Genomic DNA, 19,573 nt, shown 5'->3' on the forward strand with positions numbered 1-19,573 from the left:
CGTCGGGTCGCTCAGGTCGCGGCGAGCGCGCCTGTCCCGAGCAGCACGACGAGCACCGATCCGAGGACCAGCCGGTACACGATGAACACGGTGTACGTGTGGCCGGCGACGAACCGCAGCAGCCAGGCGACCGCCGCGTACCCGACGACGAAGCTCACGACCGTGGCGGTGATCGTCGGTCCCCAGCCGACGCCGCTGGCGATCTCGTCATACTTCGTGACGGTCTGCAGCGCGCCGGCGCCGGTGAGCGCGGGGATCGAGAGGAAGAACGCGAGCTTCGTCGCCGTGACGCGGTCCAGGCCGCGCAGTAGCCCGGCGGACATCGTCGCCCCGGAGCGCGACACGCCCGGGATCAGCGCGAGGCACTGCGTGAGGCCGATGATGATCGTGTCGGTGCGGGTGACGTCGCGCTCGCCGCGCTCCTGCGTGGCGGTCCGGTCGGCGAGGAGCATCACGAAGCTCCACAGGATCAGGGCGCCCGCGACGAACCAGAGGTTGCGCAGCGTCGTCTCGATCGTGTCCTTGAACGCGAGGCCGACGATCCCCAGGGGCAGCGAGCCGAGCAGGATCGCCCAGGCGAACCGGTAGTCGGGCTCGGCGCGCCGGTCCTGCCGGGTGAGCCCGGCGAAGAACGCGCCGAGGATCCGGCGGATGTCGTGGCGCAGGAAGATCAGCGTGGCGAGGACCGCGCCGACCTGGATGATCGCGGTGAACGCGGTGATGTCCGGGTCGTCGATCTCGTAGCCCAGGAGCTTCTCGATCACCGTCAGGTGCCCGGTGCTGGAGATCGGCAGGAACTCGGTGAGGCCCTCGACCGCCCCGAGCAGGATGGCCTCGAGGATGTTCACGGCGTGGGTGTCCCGGTGCGCACCCCGGGATGTCTACCCCATCGCGACGGGCCGCGACCCGGTCGGGCCACCCCTAGAGTGCACAGTCCGATGCCCCACCCTGCCCTGACCGACCCGTTCACCGCCGGCGCGCTGGAGCTGGCGCACCGCGTCGTGATGGCGCCGCTGACGCGCATGCGCGCGACCGGTGCCGGCAGCACCGCGCCGAAGCCGCTGAACGCGGAGTACTACGGGCAGCGGTCCTCTCCCGGCGGGCTGCTGATCTCGGAGGCGACCCAGGTCGCGCCCGACGGCCAGGGCTACCCGGACACGCCGGGCATCCACGAGCCCGAGCACGTCGCCGGGTGGCGCGGCGTGACGGACGCGGTCCACGAGCACGGTGGGCTGATCGTCGCGCAGCTGTGGCACGTCGGCCGGATCTCGCACTCGAGCTTCCAGCCGGGCGGTGGCCCGCCCGTCGCGCCGTCGGCGGTCACCCCCGCCGGCCGGGCGCTGGACGCGTCCTTCCAGCCCGTGCCGTTCGAGACGCCACGCGCCCTCGCGCTCGACGAGCTGCCCGGGGTCGTGGAGCGCTTCCGGGCGGGAGCCCGCAACGCGCAGGAGGCCGGCTTCGACGGCGTCGAGATCCACGGCGCCAACGGCTACCTGCTGCAGCAGTTCCTCGAGCCGCACACCAACCTCCGCGACGACGCCTACGGCGGCTCGATCGCCAACCGCGCCCGGCTGCTGCTCGAGGTCGTCGACGCCGCGTGCGCGGTGCTCGGCAGTGAGCGCGTCGGCGTGCGCCTGAGTCCGTACGGGAGCGCCAACGACTCCTATGCGGGGACGGACGGGACGCTCGAGCTGTACGCGCACGTGCTCGCCGAGCTCGCGGCGCGCGACATCGCCTACCTGCACCTGATCGAGCCGCGCGGTCACGCCGACCGCCCCTCCCCGAGCGGGATCTCGTCGGTCGCGGCGCTGCTGCGCCCGCAGTGGCCCGGCACGCTGATCGCGGCCGGCGGCTTCACGCCGACCTCGGCCGCGGAGATCGTCGCGGCCGGCGACGCGGACGCGGTCGCGTTCGGCCGGGCGTTCATCGCCAACCCCGACCTGCCCGAGCGGATCGCCCGCGGCGCCGCGCTCAACGACCACGACCGCTCCACCTTCTACGGCGGCGACCACCGCGGCTACACGGACTACCCGACGCTCACGGGATAGGCCAGCCCCTCGGAGGGCCGCGGCGCGGAACGCACCGCGCACCCGGTCAGGACCAGGGGTCCGGACCAGTCTGCACCGAGCCGGTCGCCGGGTCAGCGCGCCGGCGCGAGCCGCTCGAGCTCCAGGTTCCCCGGGACCGGTCCGTCGGAGAGGACGAGATGCGGCGCGGCCCGCGCCGCCGCCAGCTCGGATGCCCCGATCGTCGACCACGACGCGGCCGGGAGGAGCTCCACCATCCCCGGTCGGACGAGTGCGACCCGGGCGTGGTCGAGCGCACGCACGACGGGGCCGTCCGCCCGCTGGTCCTCCCCGCGCAGGACCACCGTGTCGATCCCGACCGCCGCGCACGCGAGCAGGAGGTCCACGAGCTGATCGGCGCAGAGATCGGCGAGCTCGTCGTCGGCGGGGGCCCCGAGCCCGTCCGCCAGCGCGGCCGGACCGCGGACGGCGAGCGCCAGGCGTGGCCGCCCGCCGAACAGCTGCCTGAGCGTCCCGACGAGCGTCACGAGCGCCGCGCCCTGCGGCTGCTCGCACAGCGGCCTGTCGGCGTCGTAGATCGCGTCGACCGGATCGGCGGCCCCGCCGACCACCGTCGCGAGCGCGCCGGTCTCGAAGCCGCCGTCCCACCCGAGGACGAGCATGTCCGGGCGGGCCAGGGCGACGGCCTCACGCAGTGCGTACGCCCACCGCTCCGGCTCGGCGAGCGCGACCGCCGGGTCCGCACCGGTCAGCCGCGCAGCGAGCGCGTCGAGGGACAGCGCCAGCATGACCTCAGCCGGTGGCGGTGCCCGTGTAGCGGACGACGTCGGCGACCGGCCGACGCGCCACCGGTCCGAACTTCCCCTCCGGCCAGCCGACCGGGACGACGCAGTAGATCTTCGTCCCGCGCTTGAGCCCGAGGGCCCGTCGCCAGTCCGGCTCGTAGATCGTGTGCCAGGTCGTCAAGCACGCCGCGAGGCCGTGCGCCCGTGCCGCGAGGAGCGTGTTCTCGACCGCCGGGTAGATCGACGCAGCCTCGCCGGTCGAGAAGAACCGCACGAGGTTGGGGAGCATCTTCAGCGTCCCGACCGGCCCGACCGCCACGCAGCCCGCGAGCGTGTGCCGCAGCCCCTTCACCATCTTCGTGATCACCGTGCCGGTGAAGTCGTAGGTGAAGACGATCAGCGCCGGAGTGTCGTCAAAGTGCGCCGCCTGGTGGCGCAGCGCGTCGTGGACCTTCGTCCACTTCTCGGCCGTCGTGAACTCGGGGACGAGCGGCTCCTGCGCGCGCGAGTAGAACCTCTGCTGGCGCCGCCAGATCCTGCCGCACTTCGCCATCGTCTCCCGGTCGTCGACGATCACGAACCCGTAGGTCTGCGTGTTGCCGGCGCTCGGTGCCCAGGTGGCGGCCTCCACGAGCCGCTCGAGCAGCTCGCGGGGAACGGGATCGGGCTTCAGCTTGCGCATCGCGCGCATGGTCGACATGACCTCCATGATCGGCGCGTCCTCCCCGAGGACGACGCCGTGCTTGGCCGCGGCTGCGACGGCGGCCGGGTGCGGGTCAGCGGTCACGGCGCTCACCACGACCACCCCCCGAGGTAGTCGATCCCCACGGGCGGCTCGTCGCGCCGCCACTGCGCGACGAACTCGTCGTACGGGAGGGACCGGGCCCGCCGTGCGTCGCGCTCGGCCGTCCGCGCGGCCGTCGTCGCGTCCTCGTCGACGAGCAGCGTCTCCTCGTCGTAGACGACCTTGTAGAGCTCCCGCGCGCGCCAGTGGCTGATGCGCGTCTCGCGGAGGTCGCGCATGACGTCCTGGGGGTCGCGCTCGAGCACGTCACCGTAGCCGCCGCCACCACCGACCTGGAGGATCCACAGGTCCCCCGGCTTGTTCAGGTCGGCGGACTGCGTGCAGCGCTTGCTCTCCACCGTGCCGGGCAGGCCGCCGTCGCGGTGCAGTTCGTGCGCGGTGTAGGGGACGTCCGCAGCGTTGTCGCGCAAGGCCGCGACGACCGCTTCCGACGACGAGCCCTTGAACACGGTCAGCGGGTTGGCGCCCGACCCGTACCCGCCGAACAGTCCCGGCGTGGTGGGGAACTTGGAGCCGGTGCCCATGCAACCGTAGAAGAACTCGGGGACTCCCCAGACCATGTACATGCACTCGACGGACGAGCCACCGCGGTGGCGGCCCGGCCCGTGGTTGTCGACGGTCAGCCGCCGGCCGAGCGTGAGGACCGGCAGCTCGGTCTCGCGGTCCTCGATCTCCCCGTAGTCGGCCATCGAGGCGAAGAACGGGGCGCAGGCGTGCTCGCCGTCGCGGTCCGCGTGTGCGCCGCCGCCCACCGAGTTGATGTCGATCATGAGGTTCGCCACCGGCGCGCCCCACTGGTTCAGGCCGCCGTAGTAGAGCGATTGCGTCATCCCGTACCACGGGGCGATGATCTCGATGTCGCCCGGCCGGTTGTAGGCCATCTTCGACATGCACTGGTGCATCGCGGTCTGCCACGCGCAGGCGCCGATCATCCCGAGCCCGTTGGGGACCTCGTTGCCGGCCGTGGAGATCGAGTCCTCCTCGAACTCGAAGTCCAGCGCGGCGACGTATCCCGCGTTGCGGGGCAGGTCGGCCCAGAAGAACATCTGCAGGCTGTTCATGAACAGCGCGCGGGCGAACGTCGGGGCGGTGTTGATCGCGCGGTCGGGGATCATCGGCGCGGTCCCGACGGACCGGCAGATGATCCGGTCGTGGCGCTTCTCGACCTCCAGGCCGAACTTGAGGAGCCGGTCCTCCAGCAGCGTCGTGTCGACGAAGTGCGTCGCGCGGTAGATGCCGTCGGGCAGCTCGCTGAAGCGGCGGCGGACCTCGGCCTCCGTGTTCTCCAGCGCGCCGCGCAGGACGGCGACGACCAGGTCGCGCCCCTTCTCCCGGACGAGCTCCAGGACCTGCTGCTCGATGCGCATGCAGGCGCTGAGCTTCGCCCGCATGTCGATCAGCTGCATGAGCGGATCGCGGACGTTGTTCTGCAACAGGTTCACGACGTCCCGGCGGAACGTGTAGTTCTCCGCGATCTTGATCGGGCTGATCTTCAGGCCCTCGTCGTAGACGCTCAGCGCCGAGGCGGAGAGGCCGCCCGGCTCGGTCGCGCCGTTCTCGCCCTCGTGGATCGTGGCGCCCGCCCAGCCGATGATGACCCCGTCCACGAAGATCGGGATCCAGAGGGTCTGGTCGGCGTTGTGGACCCCGCCGTAGCGGGCATCGTTGTGGTAGTAGACGTCGCCCGGGCGGACCCCCACGGTGGGCTCGTCGGCCCACTGCTTGACGATGTGCTTGAGCGGTGCCGAGGCGCAGGCGGAGAAGACGACCACGCCGGAGGACGACGCCAGCGCCAGGTCTCCCGCCGCGCTGTAGAGCCCGGTCGTGAGGTCGCCCCACTTGGCGCCGGGAGCGGCGCCGGTCTGCTCGAGCATCTCCTTTGCGGACTCGAGGATGATCTCGAGCCGGTTCTGCGAGATCGTCGCGTCGACGGGATCGACGCCGCTCGCGAGCGCCTCGTCCTCGAGCGCGGTCCGGGGTGCAAGCGCGTTGCCGTCCATGATGGAGGCGTCCGGTCCGTACATGACCGGCCGCGCGTGCAGCAGGTCGGTGAAGAAGGCGTCGGCGTCGATCGGCGCCGCGACCTCCGGGGCGTCCGGCGTCAGGGTCTGGGGCGGGGGGTTCATGCGGACTTCTCCTTGTCGAGCACGAGGAACCCGTGCTGGTTCATGGTCGCCGTCCACCGGGGCTCCACCACGACCGTGGTGTCGCGTCCCTCCAGGACGGCGGGTCCCTGCACGGCGTCGCCGTCGCCGAGCAGGTCGTAGTCGTAGATCGGGCTGTCGGTGAAGCCCAGGCCGCGCCACCACACCTGACGCGAGCCCTTGAGGGCGGCCTCGACGCCGCCGGCGGACGGCGGGACGTCCTGCGGTTCCCAGTGCGCTCGGGGGACCGAGGCCCGCAACCGCAGGGTCTCGATCGAGACGCCGACCTCGCTGGTCAGCGCGAAGTCGCCGAAGCGGTCGGCGTACTCCTTGAAGTAGGCCTGGAGGACCGCGGCGAGGTCGGCCTTGTCACGGATGCGCAGGACCGGCGACTTGATCGTCGTCACGTACAGCTGCCCGCCCGACCGCAGGTCGAGCTCCAGCTGGTAGACGATCTCGGTCGCGTCGTGCCCCTCGTCGGCGAAGTCGGCCTCGGCCTGCCGGGCGAAGTCGTCGAGTACCGCGTCGATCGCGGGGAAGTCCTCGAAGACCGTCCCGAACAGCGGGTTGTAGAGCGTGAAGTGCTCGGACTGCTCGTAGATGTGCAGGAGGTCCAGGCCGGCCGCGCCGGAGGCGCTGAACACTGGGGAGTGCGGCGGCACGACCACCCGGGGGATCTGCAGGACGTCCGCGTAGCCGCACGCGTGGAGCGGGCCGCCACCGCCGAAGCTGAAGATCGTGAACGACCGCGGGTCGTACCCCTTCAGGACGACCTCCTTGAAGATCGCGTCACCCATGTTGTTGTCGACGACCTGCCGGATCGCCGCAGCCGCCGTGACGACGTCGACGCCCATCGGCCGGGCGACGCGACGCTCGATCGCCCGCTCGGCCCGTCTGACGTCGAGCGCCAGCTCGCCGCCGTGGTAGTGGTCGGGGTTGAGGTACCCGAGCACCACGTTGGCGTCGGTCGTCGTCGGCTCCGTGCCGCCCTGGGCGTAGCACGCGGGCCCGGGAGTGGACCCGGCGCTCCGCGGCCCGACCTGCACGCCCTTGTACGGGTCGTGCGAGGCGATAGAGCCGCCGCCGGCGCCGACGGTCTTGAGGTCCATCATCGGCATCTGCACGAGCCACCGGTCGATCACCGGGTTGAACTCGTAGAACCGCACCGACCCCTTCACGACAACGCCGATGTCGAACGACGTGCCGCCCATGTCGGTGGTCACGACCTTGTCGTAGCCGAACGCGTCGGCCATGTGACGGGAGCCGTAGAGCCCGGCGACCGGCCCGGCGTGGATCGTCTTCAGCGGCGTGGTGCGGGCCAGCCCACCCATCCCGCCGGAGTTGTGGACCAGCAGCAGCGAGCCCGTGTATCCGTGACCGCGGAGCTCGTCGCGCAGCTCGCTCATCTTGTCGCCGGTGAAGCGGTGCAGGTACGCGTCGAGGATCGAGGTGCTCGTCCGGACGTACTCGCCCGAGCGCTTGCTCACCTCGTGGCTGAGGATGACCGGGAAGCGGCCCAGGTACGCGCCCGGGAACTCCTCCTCGATCACCCGGCGGACGAGCAGCTCGTGCTCGGGGTTCTTGAACGCCCACAGGAACGACACGACGAAGCCCCGCACGCCGCGGTCGACGAGGTCGAGCACGCGGTCCCGCACCTCGTCCTCGTCCAACGGCATCACGACGTTGCCGGCGGAGTCCACGCGCTCCCGCAGCCCGACGATCATGTCGCGCGGGATCAGCGGCTCGGGACGCTGCGCCTTCGCGAGGTTGCGGTTCTCCTGGATGGAGAGGCCCTCGCCGTAGCCGCGACAGCGGGAGACGGGCACGACGTCCTCGAACCCCATGGTCGTGATGAGGCCGAGCCGCGGACCGGTGCGCTCGATCAGCGCGTTGGTGCCGAGCGTCGTCGCGTAGCGGATCGCGCTGGTGCGGCCGAGGAGATCTTCGGCGCTGGTGTCGAACGCCTGCGCGAGATCGCCGACCGCGGTCATGAACCCCTGGCTGAGGTCGTGGTGGGTGGTGAGCGCCTTCGCGGACGCGACGGTCCCGTTCTCGGTGGCGAAGCAGTCCGTGAACGTGCCGCCGATGTCGACGTTGATCTCCATCAGGCCACGCTCCCCTCACGCTCGCGCCGGGCCTTCAGCCAGTCGAGGTCGATCTCGATGTCCCGGTGCAGCGGATGCCCGGGCGGCAGGTACTCGGCCTCGACCTGTGTGCCGCAACCGGGGCAGCAGTACTCGACGATCCGGCACCAGGCCGGGTCCGGCGCGTAGCTGTACTCCGCGTCGATCTTCGCCTCGTAGACCTCGCGCGGGTCGCGGTCGTGCAGCAGCAGTCCGCGCTTGTAGTCGCCCCGGGCGTCGCCGAGGTCCTGCCCGCAGACACGGCAGTGCCAGCGCTCCGCGTCCAGGTCGATCTCCAGGTACTCCGTGATTCGCTCTCGCGTGGTGCTCATCGGTCGTTCCTCGTCAGTCGTCCGTTGCCGTACTCGTCCACGGAGAACGCCCAGCCGGGCGGCACCGCGATGGTCGTGTCGCTCGCCTCGATCACCGCGGGTCCGTCGACGCGCGCGCCCGGGGCGAGCGCCGCCAGGTCGTGGATCGCGGTGGGCTCCGGGGCGCTGCGCCAGCGGACGGCCCGGGTGGCACGGGCGGTCGTGCTCGCGCCGTTCGTCGGCTGCGCGACGAACGCGTGGTGGGCGAGCCGGGCGACGGCCCGCACCTGCGTGCGGTCGACGCCGTGCCGCGTCACCGCGGTCGTCGCGATCTCGACGTCCTCGGCGCTGAACCCCTCGCCGCGCATGTCGCGCGACGCGCGGGCGCGGAGCTGCTCCTCCACCCCGTCCCCCGGGGCCGCCGCGTACGTGTGGGTGACGTCGGCGCTCTGCGCCCCGAACGCGGAGAAGACCGCGCTGAAGGGGAGCGTGATCACCTCGCGGACGCCCAGCCGCTCGGCGACTCCGGCCGCGTGCGTCGGGCCGGCGCCGCCGTAGGCGAGCAGCGTCGCGTCCGCGGGGGTGACGCCCAGCTGCGCGAGCTCCTGCGCGATCCGCGCGCCCATGTTCTCGTGCAGTCGCGCGCGCACCTGCTCCGCGGCGGCACCCGGGTCGTCGGCGTCCAGGCTCTGCAACGCCGCGCGCGCCCGCTCGCCGTCGAGCGGCATGGTTCCCCCGAGGAAGCTGGACGGCTCGATGATCCCGAGGACGACGTCGGCGTCGGTCACCGTCGGTGCGGTCCCGCCGAGGGCGAACGCCGCGGGCCCTGGCCGGGCGCCGGCGCTCTGCGGCCCGACCTCGATCGTCCCGTCCTCGAGGCGGTGCGCGATCGATCCGCCGCCCGCGCCGAGCACGTGCAGGTCGGGCATCGAGAACGACAGCTCGACGCCCTCGACGGTGCCGTGCTCCCGCATCGCGACCCTGCCGTCGCGGACGACGCCGACGTCCAGCGAGGTGCCGCCGACGTCGAACGTGACCAGCGCCGGCACGTCGTAGAGCCGGGCGATGATCTCCGCACCCATCAGGCCCGCGGTCGGACCGGAGTTGTACGTCTTCCCCGCGATCGTCTTGGCGACGCGGGCGCAGCCGCCGTCGTTGTGGACCACCAGCAGTGGCCGGCGGTACCCCTGGTCACGCAGCCAGTCCTCGCAGCGGTGGAGGTACCTCGCCACCTCGGGGTGCACGTAGGCGTTGAACAGCGCCGTGGACGTGCGACGCGTGTCGTCGGGATCGTCGTCCACCTCGTGGGAGAGCAGCAGCGGCACGGCGTCGAGGCAGTGCTTGGGATAGTGGCGCTCGAAGCCCTCGCGAACCGCGCGCTCGGCGGCGGCGTCCCCGGCGGGGAGCGAGCAGACCAGCGCGCGGGCGCTGCCCGCGAGCAGGTCCTTCGTCGTGGCGACCAGGGCGTCGTCGGCGCCGACGGCGCCCACCATCCCGGTTTCCACGAACCGTCCCGCCGCGGCCTGGGCGGTCCCTTCGGCGCCGGGCGCGACCAGCAGGCCGATGCGCGGCCCGGTCCGCTGGATGACGGCGTTCGTGCCGACGGTCGTGGCGTAGCGCACGCACGCGGTCTCGCGCAGCAGCGCGGGGACGGGCAGGTCCAGGCTCGCGGCGGCGCGCTCCACGACGTCCTGGAAGCAGACGGCGAGATCGTGTGGCGTGGTCAGCACCTTCGCCGTGAGCGCCTGTCCGTCGCGGACGACGTAGGCGTCGGTGAACGTGCCACCCGTGTCGATGTCGATCGTGGTCGACGGCACTGGCGGTCCTCTCCTCGGTGGGGCTCGCGCGGCCGCTCCTCGTCGACCGCACGACCAACCTAGGCCGAGGCCGCGGGGGTCGCTCAGGAGGCTCGGCGGAACGATCGGGCACGCGTTGTGGGACCTGCACAACGGCGCTCAGTCGCCCAGGGAGCCGAGCAGCCGCAGCGCGGTCTCGAGCTCGTACCGGCGGTCCGTGACCGAGCGACCCAGCAGCGCCTCGGCCTGTCGCACGCGGTACGTGACGGTGTTCTGGTGGATGCCGAGCCGCTTCGCCGTGACGCCCGTGCGCAGCTGCTCCTCGAGGTGCACCTGCACGGTCGCGCGGATCCGCGTGGTGGCGTCGTCGGCCGCGGCGAGCGCGCCGAGCTCACGCGCGACGAAGCGGCGGGCGCGGTCGGTGTCGGCGAGCAGCAGCGAGGACACGACCACCCTGCCGTAGCGGACGACCTGGCCGCGCCGGCCGGACCGCTCCGCCATCTCGCGTGCCCGGAGCGCCTCCGTGTGGGTGTCGACGAAGCCGCGGATGCCGTCCTCGACCTCGCCGGTCGCGGCGTGCAGGCCGCGCAGCGCGTCGCTGTCGCGGGCCGCGTGGTCCAGGAGGTCGGGATCCGGCTCGTCCTCGAAGCCGATCCACGCCCAGAGCGTCGTGCGGCCGTCGGGGACGAGCAGCGGCCGCGGTGCGCCCATCGAGGCGGCGAGCCGACGGGCACCCTGCTCCAGGCGGTGGATGACGTCCTCGGCCTCGTGCTCCGGATGGGTCCACAGCACGAGACCGAGGTGGCGCCGACGCAGGTCGTAGGACAGTCGCTGGGTGGCGACGTCCAGGTCGATCCCCTCCCCCGACAGGAGCCGCACCACCGTCTCGTGGCGCAGCGCGGCCGCGGAGCGCGCCCACCGCTCGCGTTGGACGGCGTACTCCTCGGTGACCTCCTCGGCGATCGCGTCGACGTAGTCGAAGACGAACTGCATCGAGTGGTCGACCGCCTGCATCAGCTCGTCCGGGTCGTCGATCCGCGTGACGAACTCGCGCCGCCACAGCCGCCAGAAGTACATCGTCCCCAAGCGGTATGCGCGTAGCAGCGTCTGCAGCGGCTGGCCGCGCTTGACCATGATCTCCGCGTAGTCGATCGCGCCCGCCGGAGCAGAGGCCTCGAAGACCGGGCTGCCGTCGGCGAGCATCCGGAAGATCTGCTCGAAGTTGTCGTAGGCGCTGGACTGCAGGCCGGCGGCGAGCTCGGGGTCGGAGGCGAGCTCGGGCTGGTGCGCGTTGATGTAGACGACGCACTCGTCGACGAGGTCCCGCAGGCGCGGGAGCATCTCGGCCGCCGTCTGCCGCCGCACGTCGTCCCAGGCCGAGGGATCGGTCACTGGGTCGTGGTAGCGCATGGCGTGGTCAACGTACCGCTGGTCCGCTAGCCGCGCGACCCGTCGCTCAGCCCGCCGCCCCAGCCGCCGAGCGGTACTCGTCGCGCAGCGCGCGCTTGAGGACCTTCCCGGCGGGCGAACGCGGCAGCTCGCGGAACAGCACGTGCTTGGGCGCCTTGACCGAGCCGAGCCGCGCCTTGCAGCGGGCCCGCACCGCGTCGACGTCGAGGACGTCGAAGCCCGGCTTCATCTGCACGACCGCGGTCACCGCCTCGCCCCACACCTCGTCGGGCAGCCCGATGACGGCGACGTCCGCGACGCCCTCCATCGCGTGGATCGTCTGCTCGATCTCTGACGGCCAGACATTGAAGCCGCCCGTGATGATCATGTCCCGCTTGCGGTCGACGAGGTAGACGAACCCGGCCTCGTCCACGCGTCCGACGTCGCTCGTGCCGTGCCAGCCGCCCGGCCGATGGTTCGCGGCGCTCTGCTCGGGGTCCTCGAAGTAGCCCGGGGTCACGAGCGAGCCGCGCACCACGATCTCGCCGACCTCGCCCGCCGGCAGCAGCGTCCCCTCGTCGTCCATGATCGCCACCTCGGCGACCAGCGACGGCCGTCCGGCGCTCGCCAGCCGCTCCGGGTGCGCGGCGACGGCGTCGGCGTGGTCCTGCGGGGACATCACGGTGAGGATCATCGGCGCCTCCGCCTGCCCGAAGGTCTGCGTCATGACTGGCCCGAAGACCTCGATCGCCTCGCGGAGCTTGCTGACGCTCATGGGCGCCGCTGCGTAGATGAAGTGTCGCAGCGACGAGTAGTCGTGGTCGCGCACTCCCGGATGGGCCAGCAGCGCGTAGATCGCCGTCGGCGGGAGGAACAGCCGGGTGACCCGGTGCCGTGCGATCGACTCCAGCAGCCGTTGCGGGTCGACCCCGTCGTGCACGACGACCGTCCCTGCGCGGGCAAACACGGGAAAGCAGATCGGACCGGCGGCATGGGTCATCGGCGCCGCCATCGCCATCACCGGCGGCCGCTCGGGCTCCGGCATGTGGGCGGCGAACGCGAGGTTCATGAGCTCGACCATGCCGTGCGTGAGCTGCACGGCCTTCGAGCGGCCGGTCGTCCCGCCCGTCGGGAAGAGGACGGCCGGGTGGTCGCGGTCGTGGGGCGGGCGCGGCACCCGCGCCCCCTCGGCCGCCATCCACTCCGCGAGCACCGGGTCGCCGTCACGCCCTCCCGTGTCCAGGCAGACGGCCGTGTGGAGCTGCGGCAGCTCCGCGCGGATCTCGTCGGTCAGCGCGACGAGCGACGGGTGGTAGAAGAGCAGCTCGCACCCGGTCAGCCCCAGCAACGCGACGAGGTCCTTGGCGACCGCCCGGGTGTTGAGCGGGACCCACGACGCGTCGGCGCGCAACGCGCCGAGGATGCAGACGAAGGCCATCGGCGCGTTGGGGGAGAGCACGCCGACCCGGTGGCCCTTGCCGACGCCGGCCGCGAGGAGCGAGGCCGCGATCCGGTGGGACGCCTCCTCGACCTGCCGGTAGGTCATCCGCCCGGCGCCGTCGGCCATGACGAAGCAGTCGCCGTCGGGTGCCTCGCGCACGCCGCGGTCGAAGGTGTCGATCAGGTGCACGGACGCGAGCGTAGGAGCCCGCCTGCCGCACGCGCTCCGTCGCGTCTCCCAATCCGGCGGTGACCGGTCGTGCGGGTTCCACAACGGCGGAGCCGGCGGGCCGCCAAGGCGCCTGAACACTGGGAAATCGCGGGACCACAGCGGAGAGGGAGGGATTCGAACCCTCGGTACGCCTTACGACGCACAACGGTTTTCGAGACCGCCCCGTTCAACCACTCCGGCACCTCTCCATGGGTCCGCTTCGCGGGGACGAAGGAGGGTACCGAGCCGGTCGCGCGGAGGTCGGCCGGTCCCTAGTCGTGGGCGCTGGGGCGTGCGCGCTCGCGCAGGGCGCCGCGGCGGGCGAGGTGCGCGCGCGGCAGGTGCAGGCGCCCGTGGTGGCCGAGCAGGTGCCGCACGACCGGCCGGTCGGGACCCTCGTGCAGGGACCAGACGCGCTCGAGCTGCTCGAGGTCCGCGCGGACGCGGCGCTCCCCCTGGCGCTCGTGCTCGGCCCACGATGAGACGACGAAGGTCTCGACGTGGCGCATCGCGTCGTCGAGGTCGCTGGCGACCGACCAGTGGATCGCCCCGTCGCGGCGCCGCAGGCGGGCGACGCGACGCATCTCGGTGAGGAACTCGTGCGCGCGGTCCTCCGCGACGCGGTACTCGATCGTCACCAGCACCGGCCCGTCGTCCGGCGCGATGCTCGCGCCCTGGTGCGCGCCGGGCCACGGGGCGGGATCGAGGTCCAGGCCCTCGACGGACCCCAGGCGCAGCCCGGCGGCGAGCGCGCCGGACAGCAGCACGCAGACCAGGACGGCCGCGGCGACCAGCGCGGTCGGCGTGCCCTGCGCGGTCGCCAGCTGCCCCCACACGACCGCACCCCCCGCGAGCCCCGCCTGGAAGACGAGCTGCGAGACCGCGAGTCCGCGGCCCCGCACCCACGCCGGGAGCACCTGCTGGGCGGCGGCCTGCAGCGAGCTGAGCACGATCATCGACCCGGCGCCACCGAGCACCAGACCCGGCAGCGCGACCGGCAGCGACGGGGCGAGCGCCACCGTCCCCAGGGCGCCCGCCGCGAACAGCACAGTCGCTCCCGCGACGATCGCGTCGATCGGCACCGCGCGCGCCCGCAGCCGCGGCACCACGAGCAGGGCGCCGAGCACGCCGCCGACGCCGAACGCGCCGAACGCGAGGCCGTAGCCGCTCGCGCCCGCACCCAGGTCGTCGCGGACGGCGACCGCCAGCAGCGCGGGGAACGCCGCGAAGCAGAAGACGTGCAGCAGCTGACGGGCCAGCACGAGCTGCAGCGGGGGCGCGTGCCGCACGTACCGCGCCCCGGCGCGCACCGCGCCCCAGACGTGCTCGGGCGGCAGGTGGCTCTCCGGCGTCTCACGACGCCACGCGACCACCACCGCGACGACGGCGAGGAACGAGACCGCGTTGGCGGCGAACGCCCAGCCCGCACCCGCGGTCGCGACCAGCACGCCGCCGATCGCCGGACCGAGCGCCTGCGCGACCGTGAACGCGACCGCGTTCAGCGCGATCGCCTGCGGCAGGTCCTCGCGCGGCACGAGCTCCGGCACGATCGCCGACTGCGGCGGCATCCCCAGCGTCGACCCGAGGCCGTACAGGGCGGTGCCCGCGAGCAGCAGTCCCGGGGTCATGACGTCGGTGAGCGCGAGCACCGCCATCGTGCCGGACACCGCGATCTGCCACGTCTGGGTGGCGATGATGAGCCGGCGACGGTCCACCACGTCGGCGAGCGCGCCCGCCGGGAGCGCGAGCAGGAACACGGGGAGCGCCGCCGCGGTCGCCAGCAGCGCGACCAGCGCCGGGGACCCGGTCAGCTCGGTCATCAGCCATCCGGCCGCGACCTGCTGCATCCAGAACCCGAGGTTCGAGACGACGTTGGCGCCCCACAGCCGGCGGAACACCGGGTGGCGCAGCGGTGCGAGCGAGGTCCCCACGCACCGGGAAGCTACTCCCGCGCGCGCGAGGCCGCGACCGGGACGGCGACGCCCCGGGCGCGGCGGGTCGGGCTACAGGTAGCCGGGCGTCTCGTCGCCCGGGAAGGCGGCGGCGAGCGCCGAGTCCAGCTCGGCGGGGCTCATCGCGACGTCCGGACGGACCGGGGTCGCCGGTCGGGGCGCGAACGGGGCCGGGACGACCGCGGTCGGGCGGACCTCGTGCGGGCGGCCGCGCAGGCGACTGGCGGTCACGGCGCCACCGACGGCGCAGGCGCCTCCGAAGAGCAGGGTGCGGGTGGGGACGACGGACATGCGTGTCACTCCAGTGTGCTCGGGGGTGGGACACCGACCATCCCACCCTCACCCGCGGGCACAAGCGATCCCCGGCACGGACCCGCCGTCCGGGGGGCGGCGGTCTGCGAGGATCGCGGCCATGAGCGACAGCGCGTCCTGCTTCGTCACCGGCGGCACCGGGTTCCTCGGCCGCTTCGTCATCGCCGAGCTGCTGCGCCGCGGCGCGACCGTGCACGCCCTCGTGCGGCCGCAGTCCGCCGGACGGCTCCAGGCGATCGCCGACGACCTGCAGGCCGGCGAGCGCCTGATCGCGGTCCCGGGCGACATCGCCCGCGACGGCCTGACGCTCGAGCCGTTCGACGCGCCGATCGACCACCTCGTGCACCTCGCGGCGATCTACGACATGGACGCCTCCGCGGAGGCGATGGCCGAGGCCAACGTCGAGGGCACGCGGCGCGTCCTCGCGTTCGCCGCCGCGCACGACGCGGGCCGCTTCCACATGATCTCCTCGGTCGCCTCGGCCGGCACGTACGCGGGCTCCTACCCGGAGGCGGACTGCCGCCTGGGCCAGTCGTTCACCCATCCGTACCACCAGTCGAAGTACGACTCCGAGGTGCTGGTCCGCGAGACGGCCGCGATGCCGTTCCGGATCTACCGGCCGGGCGCGGTCGTCGGGACCACGACGACCGGGGAGACCGACAAGCTCGACGGCGTCTACGCGCTGTTCCCGCTCGCGGCCGCGCTGCGGGGCGTGCCGTCGCTCGCGGTCGTCCCGGTCCCGAAGATGGGCCGGCTGCCCACCGTCCCCGTCGACCGGTGCGCGGAGGCGATCGCGCACATCGCGCTGACCGACGACCCCGCCCACGGCGACACGTTCGGCCTGACCGCCAGCGAGGACGAGCGCGTGCACGACATCCTCGCCGCGCTGTGCGCGCACGTCCGCGGCCCGCGGATCGTCGCGGCGCTGCCCGAGAGCACCGGGTCGGTCGCGTTCCTCGCCGGCCAGCTCGCCGGGCGCCTGCCCGTCGTCGGCGGCGTGCGCGACCGGACGCTCACGGCGATCGGCGTCTCCCCCGGGCTGATCGACGCCGCGCCGTTCCGCTGCCACTTCGAGACCTCCCGCACGCGCGCCGCGCTCGCCGGCAGCGGGATCGACCTGCCGCCGATCGCCGACTACCTGCCCGCCCTGTGGGACGGCTGGAAGCGGATGAGGCGCGCCGGCTAGGGGATCACGCGGTCGCGGCGCCCCCCGGCCCGCCTACCAGTGCGTGCCGCGCGTCAGGTTCGCGAACGCGACCCCGGTCGTGTTCGCGTTGCCGTCGGCATCGGTGCCCGGCGCCGCCGCCGCGTCCTCGGCCGACTGCTCCGCCGCCACCGCCCGCGCCGCGCGGGTGTCCGGGAACATCTTGAAGCCGCGGTTGCGCACCAGGTCCATCGTGTCCGGCGACAGCGTGTCGATGAACGCCGCTGCGCTGCCGAACGGCGGACCGAGCCGCCGCGGACGGTGCACGATCGCCCGCGTCACCAGCCCGCCCGCCTGCTCGGGCGTCAGCGCCGGGAACCGCTCGTACATCTTCGTCGGCGCGATCATCGGCGTGCGCACCAGCGGCATGTGGATCGTCGTGAAGCGGACGTTCTCGTCGCGCGTCTCCGCCTGCAGCGCGTCGCAGAGCGTGTCCAGCGCCGCCTTCGACGCGATGTACGCGCCGAACCGCGGCGTGCGCGTCTGCACCCCCGCCGAGGAGATGTTCACCACGTGGCCGCCGCGCTGCTCGCGCATCCCCGGCAGCACCCGCAGGATCAGCCGCACGGCCGCGAAGTAGTTCAGCTGCATCGTGCGCTCGTAGTCGTGGAAGCGGTCGTAGGAGAGCGCCACCGAGCGGCGGATCGACCGGCCCGCGTTGTTGACGAGCACGTCGACCGTGCCGTGGTCGGCGAGCACCGACTCCATCAGCGCGTCGATCGCGTCGAAGTCCGAGAGGTCGCAGGACCGCGGGTCCGCGGTCCCGCCCGCCGCCTCGATCTCCGTGGCGAGCGCCTGGAGCTTGTCGAGCGAGCGCGCGACGATCACGACCTTGCCGCCCGCGGCGCCGAGCTGCCGCGCCGTCTCCTCGCCGATGCCCGAGGAGGCGCCCGTCACGAGGATCGTCCGGTCGCGCACCGCGTCCTGAACGGAGCCCGCGCCACGCAGCAGGTCCATCGGCCGCAGCACGAGCGGACGGTTGGAGAGGTCGTTGACGAGCCCGACGGGCTTCGCGGCGAGCGCCGCGAGCTCCTTCAGGCCCGGGATGGGGGGAAGGCCAGCCATGGTCGCGCAGCCTACGCGAAGAACGCCGACGTTCACAGTGGTTCCTACACCGCAGTAGCATTCCCGCATGCCCGAGATCACCCCCGCGCTCTACCGCGCCGGCAGCGGCGAGCCCGTCGTCCTGCTGCACGGCTTCACCGGTACCTGGAAGCACTGGCGCCCCGTGCTGGGCGAGCTCGTCGCCCGCTACGAGGTCATCGCCCCGACGCTCGCCGGGCACCACGGCGGCCCCGCCTTCGAGGCCGACGAGCTGACGCTCGAGGCCGCCGCCGACCACCTCTGCGGCCACCTCGACGACATCGGCGTCGGCACCGCCCACCTCGTCGGCAACAGCATGGGCGGCGCCCTCGCGATCGAGCTCGCCAAGCGCGGCCGCGCGCGCAGCGTCGTCGCGCTCGCCCCCGGCGGCGGCTGGGAGCCCGGCCACGCCGAGTCGCAGCGCCTCGCGCGGTTCTTCGCGCGCACGATCAAGCTCTCGCAGGCGGCGGCCCCCCGCGCCCCGCAGGTCATGCGCCGCGCGGGCAGCCGCCGGCTCGCGCTGCGCGACGTCATGCGCCACGGCGAGCTCGTGCAGCCCGCCGACGCCGTCGACCTCCTGCGCGACTCGCTCGGCTGCACCGTCAGCGACCGCGTCATCACCGCCCTGCAGGCCGGCACCCCGGTGCTCAAGGAGCTCGGGCAGGTCAGCGCCCCTGTCCTCCTGGCCTGGCCGCAGCACGACCGCATCCTGCCGCTGCCGCTGCACTCGCCGCGGCTGCGCCGCGAGATCCCCGGCAACGAGTTCCGCGTCCTGCCCGGCTGCGGTCACGTGCCGATGTGGGACGACTCCCGGCTCGTCGTCGACACGATCGTCGAGTGGGTCGACCGGCACACGCCGGCCGCCGGCGATCAGCCCGAGACCCTGGCCGCCAGCACCGCGTAGCGCAGGCCGCGGGTCTTCAGCCGCACGGTGTGGGAGATGTTCCCCTCCACCGTGCGGACCACCCCGCCGCGGGGCGCGCCGCGCACCAGCGCGATGTGCGACGCCTTCAGGCCCGGGCGGAAGGCGAAGAACAGCAGGTCGCCCGTGCGGACGCTCCCGATCGGGATGCGGCGCAGCCCCCGGCGGCCGGCGACCGCGTCCTCGTAGGAGCGGTCCGGGTCGATCAGGCGGGCCGACAGCCGCAGGCCCGCGCGCTTGAACGCCTGGTGCACGAACGCGCCGCACCACGGGCGGCACGGCGGCACGCGCAGGCCCATGTCGCGCTGCCAGCGCGTGATCCGCGACGAGCAGTTCGACGTGCCCGTCTCGCGGTGCCCGTTCTGCGTCACCGCCCAGGCGACCGCCTCGGCACGCACCGACGCGAGGTCCTGCGCCCCGACCGGCGCGGCGCCCGGCAGGGCGAGAGCCGCGGCCACGAGGGCCAGGGCGAGGGGCAGCGCACGCAACCGCGACATGGGCCGCACGCTACTGGAGGGCTGCGGCCGTCAGCGCCGGCGGGCGCGGAAGAACGCGCGCAGCAGCTCCGCGCACTCGTCCGCCAGCACGCCGCCGACGACCTCGGGCCGGTGGTTGAGCGCCGGCTGGTCGAGCACGTCGAGGACCGAGCCCGCCGCGCCCGCCTTCGGATCGGTGCAGCCGTAGACCACGCGCGGGATCCGGCTCAGGACGATCGCGCCCGCGCACATCGCGCACGGCTCGAGCGTCACGTAGAGCGTCGCGTCGAGCACCCGCCACGAGCCGAGCGCCGCCGCCGCGCGCCGCAGCGCCAGGACCTCGGCGTGCGCGGTCGGGTCCTCGTGCAGCTCGCGCTCGTTGTGGGCGGCCGCCAGGAGCGTGCCGTCGTGCGCCAGGACGACCGCGCCGATCGGCACGTCGTCGTGCTCGAGGGCCCGGCGGGCCTCGTCGATCGCCAGGCGCATGCCGGGCGCAGGGTCGGGTGCAGGGGCGACGGGGTCCACGGGATGCGTCATCATCGCTCAGGCCGCACAACTCCGGCAGGCGCGCGCTGTTGGGAGAGGTGCCGTCT

The 19,573-nt window shown here is 73.3% G+C and carries 17 protein-coding genes and 1 tRNA gene; 3 read left to right on the forward strand and 15 right to left on the reverse strand.

Annotated features, from left to right (window positions below; genetic code table 11):
• Window positions 1-11: 11 nt before the first annotated feature.
• Window positions 12-848: an undecaprenyl-diphosphate phosphatase gene (locus GKE82_RS10465; RefSeq protein WP_309233535.1), complete on the reverse strand. Its 837-nt coding sequence runs from the start codon at window positions 846-848 to the stop codon at window positions 12-14.
• Between the two features lie 90 nt (window positions 849-938).
• Between GKE82_RS10465 and GKE82_RS10470 the strand changes: the two genes are divergently transcribed.
• A complete protein-coding gene (locus GKE82_RS10470) occupies window positions 939-2,048 on the forward strand; it encodes an alkene reductase (protein ID WP_154733230.1) in 1,110 nt (369 codons plus the stop codon).
• A gap of 92 nt (window positions 2,049-2,140) precedes the next feature.
• Here GKE82_RS10470 and GKE82_RS10475 read toward each other — a convergent pair whose 3' ends face one another.
• From GKE82_RS10475 to GKE82_RS10525, 11 genes are all read right to left on the reverse strand, one after another.
• Entirely contained in the window at window positions 2,141-2,815 is a 675-nt protein-coding gene (locus tag GKE82_RS10475) for a hypothetical protein (protein WP_154733231.1), read from the reverse strand.
• A 4-nt stretch (window positions 2,816-2,819) separates the two neighbouring features.
• Window positions 2,820-3,608 carry a nitroreductase family protein gene (locus tag GKE82_RS10480; RefSeq protein ID WP_309233536.1) on the reverse strand — a complete coding sequence of 263 codons (789 nt, stop codon included), beginning with the start codon at window positions 3,606-3,608 and terminating at the stop codon, window positions 2,820-2,822.
• A complete protein-coding gene (locus GKE82_RS10485) occupies window positions 3,605-5,743 on the reverse strand; it encodes a hydantoinase B/oxoprolinase family protein (protein ID WP_154733232.1) in 2,139 nt (712 codons plus the stop codon). Before GKE82_RS10485 ends, GKE82_RS10480 begins: the two co-directional genes overlap by 4 nt.
• Entirely contained in the window at window positions 5,740-7,866 is a 2,127-nt protein-coding gene (locus GKE82_RS10490) for a hydantoinase/oxoprolinase family protein (RefSeq protein WP_154733233.1), read from the reverse strand. Before GKE82_RS10490 ends, GKE82_RS10485 begins: the two co-directional genes overlap by 4 nt.
• Window positions 7,866-8,216: an acetone carboxylase subunit gamma gene (locus GKE82_RS10495; RefSeq protein ID WP_107566886.1), complete on the reverse strand. Its 351-nt coding sequence runs from the start codon at window positions 8,214-8,216 to the stop codon at window positions 7,866-7,868. The genes GKE82_RS10490 and GKE82_RS10495 overlap by 1 nt, the downstream gene beginning before the upstream one ends.
• Complete coding sequence (locus tag GKE82_RS10500; RefSeq protein WP_196189153.1) at window positions 8,213-10,012, reverse strand: hydantoinase/oxoprolinase family protein; 1,800 nt, start codon at window positions 10,010-10,012, stop codon at window positions 8,213-8,215. The genes GKE82_RS10495 and GKE82_RS10500 overlap by 4 nt, the downstream gene beginning before the upstream one ends.
• Window positions 10,013-10,150: 138 nt before the next feature.
• A complete protein-coding gene (locus GKE82_RS10505) occupies window positions 10,151-11,383 on the reverse strand; it encodes a CdaR family transcriptional regulator (protein WP_107566888.1) in 1,233 nt (410 codons plus the stop codon).
• Window positions 11,384-11,447: 64 nt separating this feature from the next.
• Window positions 11,448-13,010, reverse strand: coding sequence for an AMP-binding protein (locus tag GKE82_RS10510; protein WP_309233537.1), 1,563 nt, complete (start codon window positions 13,008-13,010; stop codon window positions 11,448-11,450).
• Between the two features lie 141 nt (window positions 13,011-13,151).
• Window positions 13,152-13,240: transfer RNA gene (locus GKE82_RS10515), tRNA-Ser, on the reverse strand.
• A 63-nt stretch (window positions 13,241-13,303) separates the two neighbouring features.
• A complete protein-coding gene (locus GKE82_RS10520) occupies window positions 13,304-14,962 on the reverse strand; it encodes an MFS transporter (RefSeq protein WP_154733235.1) in 1,659 nt (552 codons plus the stop codon).
• A gap of 72 nt (window positions 14,963-15,034) precedes the next feature.
• On the reverse strand, window positions 15,035-15,274 hold the full coding sequence (locus GKE82_RS10525; RefSeq protein ID WP_107566891.1) for a hypothetical protein: 240 nt from the start codon (window positions 15,272-15,274) through the stop codon (window positions 15,035-15,037).
• 121 nt (window positions 15,275-15,395) lie between these two features.
• Between GKE82_RS10525 and GKE82_RS10530 the strand changes: the two genes are divergently transcribed.
• Window positions 15,396-16,481 carry an SDR family oxidoreductase gene (locus GKE82_RS10530; protein ID WP_158276571.1) on the forward strand — a complete coding sequence of 362 codons (1,086 nt, stop codon included), beginning with the start codon at window positions 15,396-15,398 and terminating at the stop codon, window positions 16,479-16,481.
• Between the two features lie 33 nt (window positions 16,482-16,514).
• Here GKE82_RS10530 and GKE82_RS10535 read toward each other — a convergent pair whose 3' ends face one another.
• The gene (locus tag GKE82_RS10535) at window positions 16,515-17,564 is read right to left on the reverse strand and encodes an SDR family NAD(P)-dependent oxidoreductase (protein ID WP_154733236.1); all 1,050 of its coding nucleotides are present in this window, start codon (window positions 17,562-17,564) and stop codon (window positions 16,515-16,517) included.
• A gap of 67 nt (window positions 17,565-17,631) precedes the next feature.
• Between GKE82_RS10535 and GKE82_RS10540 the strand changes: the two genes are divergently transcribed.
• Window positions 17,632-18,486: an alpha/beta fold hydrolase gene (locus GKE82_RS10540; RefSeq protein ID WP_154733237.1), complete on the forward strand. Its 855-nt coding sequence runs from the start codon at window positions 17,632-17,634 to the stop codon at window positions 18,484-18,486.
• Here GKE82_RS10540 and GKE82_RS10545 read toward each other — a convergent pair.
• Together GKE82_RS10545 and tadA are read right to left on the reverse strand one after the other, a co-directional pair.
• Window positions 18,453-19,001, reverse strand: a complete 549-nt coding sequence (locus GKE82_RS10545) for a hypothetical protein (RefSeq protein ID WP_107566895.1) — start codon at window positions 18,999-19,001, stop codon at window positions 18,453-18,455. The two genes, GKE82_RS10540 and GKE82_RS10545, sit on opposite strands and share 34 nt — an antisense overlap.
• A 30-nt stretch (window positions 19,002-19,031) precedes the next feature.
• Complete coding sequence (gene tadA, locus GKE82_RS10550; RefSeq protein WP_107566896.1) at window positions 19,032-19,517, reverse strand: tRNA adenosine(34) deaminase TadA; 486 nt, start codon at window positions 19,515-19,517, stop codon at window positions 19,032-19,034.
• Window positions 19,518-19,573 lie beyond the last annotated feature (56 nt).

Origin of the sequence: Conexibacter sp. W3-3-2, from assembly GCF_009707605.1 — a bacterium.
GTDB lineage: Bacteria > Actinomycetota > Thermoleophilia > Solirubrobacterales > Solirubrobacteraceae > Paraconexibacter > Paraconexibacter algicola.